Genomic DNA, 7,723 nt, shown 5'->3' with positions numbered 1-7,723 from the left:
TAATAATGGCGGGCGCAACAATGGTGGCCGCGACAACAATGGCGGGCGCCATCGCGATCGTCGCCCCAATGGCGGTTACGGCCAGAACGGCCAGCGCGACTATGCATCGTCCGCCGAGCAAGCTGGCCAGCCCCAGCGCAACGAGGCTCCAAGCGAGGCCGAAGCCGCCGCGCCGACCGAATCCGTTGCTGCGGCCGAACCGGCTCCGTCGTTCGAGAATCTTTCGCCGGCAGGCCTTGCGGCCCAGGCCGAACTCAACGAGGCGGCCGCCGAAAGCGGTGCTGCCCGTCGTCCGAGGCGGCCGCGCCGCCCGCGCGTCAACGCCGATCAGGTTGATGGCGGTAGTGACAATGCCAATTCCGTGGCCAACGCCGGCGAGGCGGCTGCGGCCCCGGTCGACAGCGGCAACGCCCAACCGATCAATGTCGATATCGACAACTGATCGAACGGCATTTCAAGGCATTGAACGGCGGAGAGAAATCTCCGCCGTTTTCGTTTGGGCGGCCGTGCAATATTATGAAGTTGCCGATATCGAGACGTCTTGAGGGTTCGGAGCTTGTGCACCATATCAGCCTCAACTGGACCCGGCTCGAATGGGAGGGTCCGTCACCGCAATCGGATCCGGTGCCGCAAAGCGGGCCGGTGATGGAAGGAGACAGATATGAACCTTGAGAAATACTCAGAGCGCGTGCGCGGTTTTATCCAGTCCGCGCAGACTATGGCGCTTTCCCGCAACCATCAGCAATTCACCCCTGAGCATATCCTGAAAGTGCTCGTCGACGACGATGAGGGCCTGGCCGCGTCGCTGATCGAACGCGCCGGCGGCAACGTCCGCGACGTCAAGCTTGGCGTCGAGACGGCACTCGAAGCGATGCCCAAGGTCGAGGGCGGCAATGGCCAGCTCTATCTGGCCCAGCCGCTGGCAAAAGTGTTTTCGACCGCCGAGGAACTGGCCAAGAAAGCCGGCGACAGCTTTGTCACGGTGGAGCGGCTCTTGCAGGCGCTGGCCATGGAGAAGTCGGCCAAGACCGCCGACATACTGGCCAAGGCCGGCGTCACCCCGCAGGCGCTCAACCAGGTCATCAATGACGTCCGCAAGGGCCGCACCGCCGATTCGGCGAGTGCCGAACAGGGCTACGACGCGCTGAAGAAATACGCGCGCGACCTGACCGCGGATGCCCGTGCCGGCAAGCTGGACCCCGTGATCGGCCGTGACGACGAGATCCGCCGCACCATTCAGGTGCTGTCGCGCCGCACCAAGAACAATCCGGTGCTGATCGGCGAACCGGGCGTCGGCAAGACGGCGATCGCCGAAGGCCTGGCGCTGCGCATCGTCAATGGCGACGTGCCGGAATCGCTGAAGGATAAGCAATTGATGGCGCTCGACATGGGCGCGCTGATTGCCGGCGCCAAATATCGCGGCGAGTTCGAGGAGCGGCTGAAGGCCGTGCTCTCCGAAGTCACCTCGGCCAGCGGCAACATCATCCTGTTCATCGATGAGATGCACACCCTGGTCGGTGCCGGCAAGGCGGATGGCGCCATGGATGCGTCGAACCTTCTGAAGCCGGCGCTGGCGCGCGGCGAGCTGCACTGCGTCGGCGCCACCACGCTCGATGAGTATCGCAAGCATGTCGAGAAGGATGCAGCGCTTGCCCGCCGCTTCCAGCCGGTGTTCGTCGACGAGCCGACGGTGGAAGACACCGTCTCGATCCTGCGCGGCCTGAAGGAGAAGTACGAGCAGCACCACAAGGTGCGCATTTCGGATTCGGCGCTGGTGGCGGCGGCGACGCTGTCCAACCGCTACATCGCCGATCGCTTCCTGCCGGACAAGGCGATCGATCTGGTCGACGAAGCCGCATCGCGGCTGCGCATGCAGGTCGATTCCAAGCCCGAGGCGCTGGACGAGATCGATCGCCGCATCATGCAGCTCAAGATCGAACGCGAGGCGCTCAAGGTCGAGACAGACGACGCCTCGAAGGATCGACTTGCCCGCCTGGAAAAGGAACTCGTCGGCCTCGAGGAGGAATCGACCGAGATCACCGCCAAATGGCAGGCCGAGAAGCAGAAGCTCGGGCTGGCCGCCGATCTGAAGAAGCAGCTTGACGAGGCGCGCAACGAGCTCGCCATTGCGCAGCGCAAGGGTGAATTCCAGCGCGCTGGCGAGCTTGCCTATGGCAAGATCCCGGAACTGGAAAAGAAGCTGAAGGAGGCCGAAACCCAGGACGGCAAGGCTGGCATGGTCGAAGAGGTGGTCACGCCGGATCACGTCGCGCATATCGTCTCGCGCTGGACCGGCATTCCGGTCGACAAGATGCTGCAGGGGGAGCGCGACAAGCTGCTGCGCATGGAAGACGAGATCGGCAAGCGTGTCGTCGGCCAGGGCGAGGCGGTGCAGGCTGTTTCCAAAGCGGTGCGGCGCGCTCGCGCGGGCCTGCAGGACCCGAACCGGCCGATCGGCTCGTTCATGTTCCTCGGGCCGACGGGCGTCGGCAAGACCGAACTGACCAAGGCGCTGGCAAGCTTCCTGTTCGACGACGAGGGCGCGATGGTGCGCATCGACATGTCGGAGTTCATGGAAAAGCACTCGGTCGCCCGGCTGATCGGCGCACCTCCCGGCTATGTCGGCTATGAGGAAGGCGGCGCGTTGACCGAAGCGGTGCGGCGCCGGCCCTATCAGGTCGTGCTGTTCGACGAAATCGAGAAGGCGCATCCCGATGTGTTCAACGTGCTGTTGCAGGTGCTCGATGACGGCCGCCTGACCGATGGGCAGGGCCGCACGGTGGACTTCCGCAACACGCTGATCATCATGACGTCGAACCTGGGCGCCGAATATCTCGTCAATCTCACCGAGGATCAGGACGTCGATCTGGTTCGCGACGAGGTGATGGGTGTCGTCAGGGCGTCGTTCCGGCCGGAGTTCCTCAATCGCGTCGACGAGGTGATCCTGTTCCACCGGCTGCGCCGGCAGGATATGGGCCGCATCGTCGAGATCCAGCTCAAGCGGCTGGAGAGCCTGCTTGTCGACCGCAAGATCACGCTGTCGCTGGACCAGGAGGCGGTCGACTGGCTGGCGGCCAAGGGCTACGATCCGGCCTATGGCGCGCGGCCGCTGAAGCGGGTGATGCAGAAGGAATTGCAGGACCCGCTGGCGGAGAAGATCCTGCTCGGCGACATTCTCGACGGCTCGACCGTCAAGGTGACAGCCGGTTCCGACCGGCTGAACTTCCGCTCGAAGCCGGCGATCGTCGCGGCGGAAGTGGCAGCCTGATCCTACGCCGCGCGTCCTTCCCGGACGCGCGGCGTTTTAGGTCTTTGTCATATGCATGTCGTTTTCCCAAAACCGGGGCCACTTTTGGGCGACGTGCGCAAAAAAAGGGGGCGGGATGACGCTGGACGACTACAACGGCTTCTGCGCCTCGCTGCCCGCGACGAACCACGTTGTCCAATGGGGCGGCGCCCATGTCTGGAAGGTCGGAGACAAGGTCTTCGCGGTTGGCGGCTGGGATCAGGGCCAGCAGCTCTTCGTCACCTTCAAATGCTCCGATATCGCCTATGATGTGCTCAAGGAGCAGCCGGGCCTGCGGCCCGCGCCCTATCTTGCCTCGCGCGGCATGACATGGATCCAGCGTCGGACAAGCCAGAGCATGGATGATGCCGCGCTGAAGGACTATCTGCGCGAGAGCCATCGCCTTGTAGCCCTGAAACTGACCAGGCAGGCGCGCAAGGAATTGGGACTTGCCGCAAGCTAGTCTATATTCCTCGAGGCGCTGGAAAACCGCCATCTTCATGCCCGGTTCATGTTGGAACCATATGGTGGGTAACTGGTTTGCTGACGAGGGGCTTCGCCAGAGAACAATGCCGGGCGGCGGCAATTACGGACCGGAGAGTTTCGCCACTATGCTGCGTACGATCTTCACCCTTTCGGTACTTGCCGGCGGGCTTTTGTCTGCCAATGCAATCGCAGCCCCGACGCAGGACAGCGCACCACCGATTGTCCGTGCCGCCGATACCGGTGGCATCCTTGTCGCCCAGGACGGCAATCTCGACATCTACTACGACGCCAGGGGCAACCGCGTGATCGTCGATGCCGATACCGGCAAGGTCATCGCCATCCAGCCGCCGCAGACCCGGCTCGACCGCCGCGCCTTGCGCCGCGAGACACGACTGCGCGAACTGGGCCGCGCCCCCGACGGCGACGACCGCTACTATCTCGACGATCCGGAAGACATGGCGCGGTTCCGGCGCCAGCAGTTGGAAGAGGAAGGCCGCGTTATCCCGCCGCCGGCGGACGAGTACGATCCCTATGGGGACAATGCCGTCGAAGCCTATCCGCCGGCACCGCAGGACGATGGCAGCTACGATGACAATTATCCCGACGCGCCGCAGCCGGCAAAGCCGGGTACCATCAAGCGCCAGCCGCTGGACGAAGCCTCGATAGACCCTGCCCAGCCGGCGACGTCAGCCGATCAGGCAGCTCTGCCACCAGAGACTGGCGGCAAGACCACTGTTGCCCCGGCACTGTCGCTGGGAGCGCGCCAGGATGTCGCCGCCCTTCAGGTGCTGCTCGACCGGGGTGGCGCTTCGCCTGGCGTCATCGACGGGCGTTTCGGTTCGAACGTCGACAAAGCGCTCGCTGCCTACAACCAGATCACCGGCGCCAATCTGCGATCGACCGACGCGGTCGCCATCCAGGCGGCACTTGCGCAATCCGGCGGCGATGCCTTCGCCAACTACACGATCACAGCGGAGGATGCGGCCGGTCCCTATGTCGCGTCGATCCCGGAAGACTACAGCCAGAAGGCGCAACTCGATCGCATGGGCTATACGTCGGTGACCGAGGCGCTCGCAGAGCGCTTCCACATGGATGAGAATTATCTCAAAGCGCTCAACCCGGACCTCGATTTCAATCGTCCCGGCACGACCATCAAGGTCGCCAATTTCGGCAAACTGGTTTCGACGCCGGTGGCCCGCATCGTCGCCGACAAGGACAAGAAAGAGGTTTTCGCCTATGATGCCGGCGGCAGGCTGGTCGCGGCCTATCCCGCAACCATCGGCTCTTCGGACACGCCGTCACCGTCCGGCATTCACACGGTGTCGCGCGTCGCGCTCGATCCGAACTACACCTACAATCCCAGCATCAATTTCAAGCAGGGCCAGAACGACAAGGTCCTGACCATTCCGCCTGGGCCGAACGGTCCCGTCGGCTCGGTCTGGATCGCCCTGGACAAGCCGACCTATGGCATCCACGGCACGCCGGATCCGTCGAAGATCGGCAAAACCGAAAGCCATGGCTGCGTACGCCTGACCAACTGGGATGCGCGGGAGTTGGCCAAGCTGGTTTCGCCGGGTGTCACGGTGGAGTTTGTCGGCGGACCTTCAGCCGATAACCTTGCGCAGCAGTGAACTGGGAAGTGCGGCGGCATAGACCAGCTGCATGATCAGGATGAAGCCGAGCTTTCAAGCGGCCGCCTCATCGAAATCCCCGCCGGCTGCACGTAACGGGGCTGGCATGACTGTGCCATTTGCACCCTGTCAGGGTGCAACCCTGGCCAAACGGCTGGTTTCAATGACTGCAAGCCACTGGCCGGTTGTTGCCGATGCGCTAGGGGTTTAAGCAAGGTTTCATGCATTCACCGAGCAAAGCTGCCGCGGTCCCGCTGACGAGCCCGGTCACGCATGGAACGTTTTGTCCGCAGTCGCAGCGGCGATTTGTGCTGATCGCGGCAATTCTGGCCTCGGCGCTTGGCTTCATAGACGGCTCGATCCTGGCCATCGCCACACCGGCGATTCGCGTCAACCTCGGCGCCAACCTTGCCGAGGCGCAGTGGATTTCCAATGCCTATGCATTGACGCTGTCGGCGCTGATCCTGGCCGGGGGTGCGGCCGGCGACCGATTCGGTCTGCGCCGCGCCTTCGTGTCCGGCATTGCGCTGTTCATCGTCGCTTCGCTGGCCTGTGCGCTGGCGCCGAATGCCATTGTGCTGATCGCATTTCGCGCGTTGCAGGGCATCGGTGCGGCAATCATGGTGCCCGGCAGCCTCGCCATCATCGCCAAGGCCTACCCGAAGAAAGAACGCGGCCGCGCGATTGGGATCTGGGCGGCGGCTTCAGCGCTGACCACGGCACTTGGCCCGGTGTTCGGCGGTTTCGTGCTGTCGGCCTTCGGCGACGGCATCTGGCGGGCGATCTTTGCCATCAACCTGCCGCTGGGCTTGATCTCGATCTGGCTTCTGCTGGCCAAGGTTCCTGCCGATACGCCGACGGAGAAACGCAGCCTGGATCTCGGTGGTGCAGCGCTCGCGACATTGGCCTTCGGCGCGCTTGCCTATGGGCTGACCTCGATGAGCGCCAGCGGCGAGGGCCTCATGGCAGGGCCGAGCATTGCCGCAGGCGTCGTACTGCTGGCTGTCTTCATCGTTTTCGAGCTTCGGCAGCGCGAGCCGATGATCGACCTCAGCCTGTTTCGCGTCGGTGCTTTCGCCGGCGCCAATGTGGCGACATTCTTCCTCTATTTTGCGCTATCGGCCAACCTTTTCTATCTGCCGATGCTGCTGATCGCCGGCTGGGATCTGAGCACGGCCGAGGTCGGCTTCATCTTCCTGCCCTTGTCGGCATTGATCGCGCTTTTGTCGGGACCGGTCGGCAAGCTTTCGGACCGGATCGGACCACGTTTTCCGATCGCCTGCGGCAGCTTGGTCGTGGCTTTCGCGTTTGCCGGGCTGGCCTTGCTCACCTACGCCGGTATCCACAATTTCTGGATTGGAATATTCCCGCTGATGGCGCTGATGGGGCTCGGCATGGCTCTGGTCGTGTCGCCTTTGTCGACCGCGATCATGACGGCGGTGGAAGACAAGGACACGGGGGCCGCCTCCGGCATCAACAATGCCGTCTCACGCATCGGCGGTCTGATCGCGGTGGCGGCGATGGGCTCGCTTGCCGCATGGGTTTACGCGAATGCGCTGGACGCGAGCGCAACGTCCGCCATCCCAGGATTTGGTGAACCGGCGCCAGCCGGGCTTGCGCCGGCCATCGATGCGGCGAGGCTCGCCGCCAGCGATGCCGCTTTTGCCGCGGTTTCTTCGGTGACCGCGCTGCTTTGCCTGCTTGCGGCTGTCATCGCCTGGACGACCATTCCCGGTGAGCGATTGCCATGGCCGCGACAGGCCGAAGATCGGCAAGGCTGAAGCGGGTCAACCGTCGATCTTGGCGCTCGCAACCTTCAGCGAATCGCTGTCTTCCTGCTTCAGCAGTTCGTCGATGCGCTCGCGCTCGCGCTTGAAGGCGACGAGGTCATCGCCCTTCAGCACCTTGCCGACCGGCAGGCGGACACGCATCGGATCAACCTTGGTGCCGTTGACGATCAGCTCGTAGTGAAGATGCGGGCCGGTGGCGAGGCCGGTCTGGCCGAGGAAGCCGATGGTCTGGCCCTGGCGGACGTGCACGCCCGGTTCGATGCCTTTGGCAAAGGCGCTCTGGTGATTGTATGATGTCTCATAGCCATTGGCATGGCGGATGATGATCTGCTTGCCGTAGCCGCCGGCCCAGCCGACCTTCTCGACCGTGCCGTTGCCGGCGGCGATGATCGGCGTGCCGATCGGCGCGGACCAATCGACGCCGGTGTGCATGCGGACATAGCCGAGGATCGGATGCCTGCGGGCGCCGAAACCGGAGCGGAATTTCCCGGCGGGCAGGGGGTTGCGGAACAGGAACTGCTCGGCGGTCG

5 protein-coding genes and 1 pseudogene are annotated in these 7,723 nt (G+C 63.8%); 5 read left to right on the top strand and 1 reads right to left on the bottom strand.

Going from position 1 to position 7,723, the window contains the following annotated elements; genetic code table 11:
• From EN964_RS17760 to EN964_RS17740, 5 genes and pseudogenes are all read left to right on the top strand, one after another.
• A pseudogene (locus tag EN964_RS17760) lies at window positions 1-442 on the top strand (DUF4167 domain-containing protein); the annotation flags it as partial.
• 219 nt (window positions 443-661) lie between these two features.
• The gene (gene clpB / locus EN964_RS17755) at window positions 662-3,268 is read left to right on the top strand and encodes an ATP-dependent chaperone ClpB (RefSeq protein WP_127266726.1); all 2,607 of its coding nucleotides are present in this window, start codon (window positions 662-664) and stop codon (window positions 3,266-3,268) included.
• A gap of 115 nt (window positions 3,269-3,383) precedes the next feature.
• The gene (locus tag EN964_RS17750) at window positions 3,384-3,749 is read left to right on the top strand and encodes an MmcQ/YjbR family DNA-binding protein (protein ID WP_127266727.1); all 366 of its coding nucleotides are present in this window, start codon (window positions 3,384-3,386) and stop codon (window positions 3,747-3,749) included.
• A 148-nt stretch (window positions 3,750-3,897) separates the two neighbouring features.
• Window positions 3,898-5,403 (top strand): L,D-transpeptidase family protein, encoded by a 1,506-nt coding sequence (locus EN964_RS17745; RefSeq protein WP_127266730.1) that lies wholly within the window; start codon window positions 3,898-3,900, stop codon window positions 5,401-5,403.
• Between the two features lie 221 nt (window positions 5,404-5,624).
• A complete protein-coding gene (locus EN964_RS17740; protein ID WP_127266728.1) occupies window positions 5,625-7,184 on the top strand; it encodes an MFS transporter in 1,560 nt (519 codons plus the stop codon).
• A 6-nt stretch (window positions 7,185-7,190) separates the two neighbouring features.
• Here the strand turns inward: EN964_RS17740 and EN964_RS17735 are convergent.
• Window positions 7,191-7,723: M23 family metallopeptidase (locus EN964_RS17735; RefSeq protein ID WP_164775865.1), on the bottom strand; the 533-nt coding region annotated here is incomplete at its 5' end.

This window comes from Mesorhizobium sp. M7A.F.Ca.CA.001.10.2.1 (genome assembly GCF_003998575.1).
In the GTDB taxonomy this organism is placed as follows: domain Bacteria; phylum Pseudomonadota; class Alphaproteobacteria; order Rhizobiales; family Rhizobiaceae; genus Mesorhizobium.
Note: the sequence above shows the minus strand (reverse complement) of the source record. Positions and strands in the feature narration are given on the sequence as shown.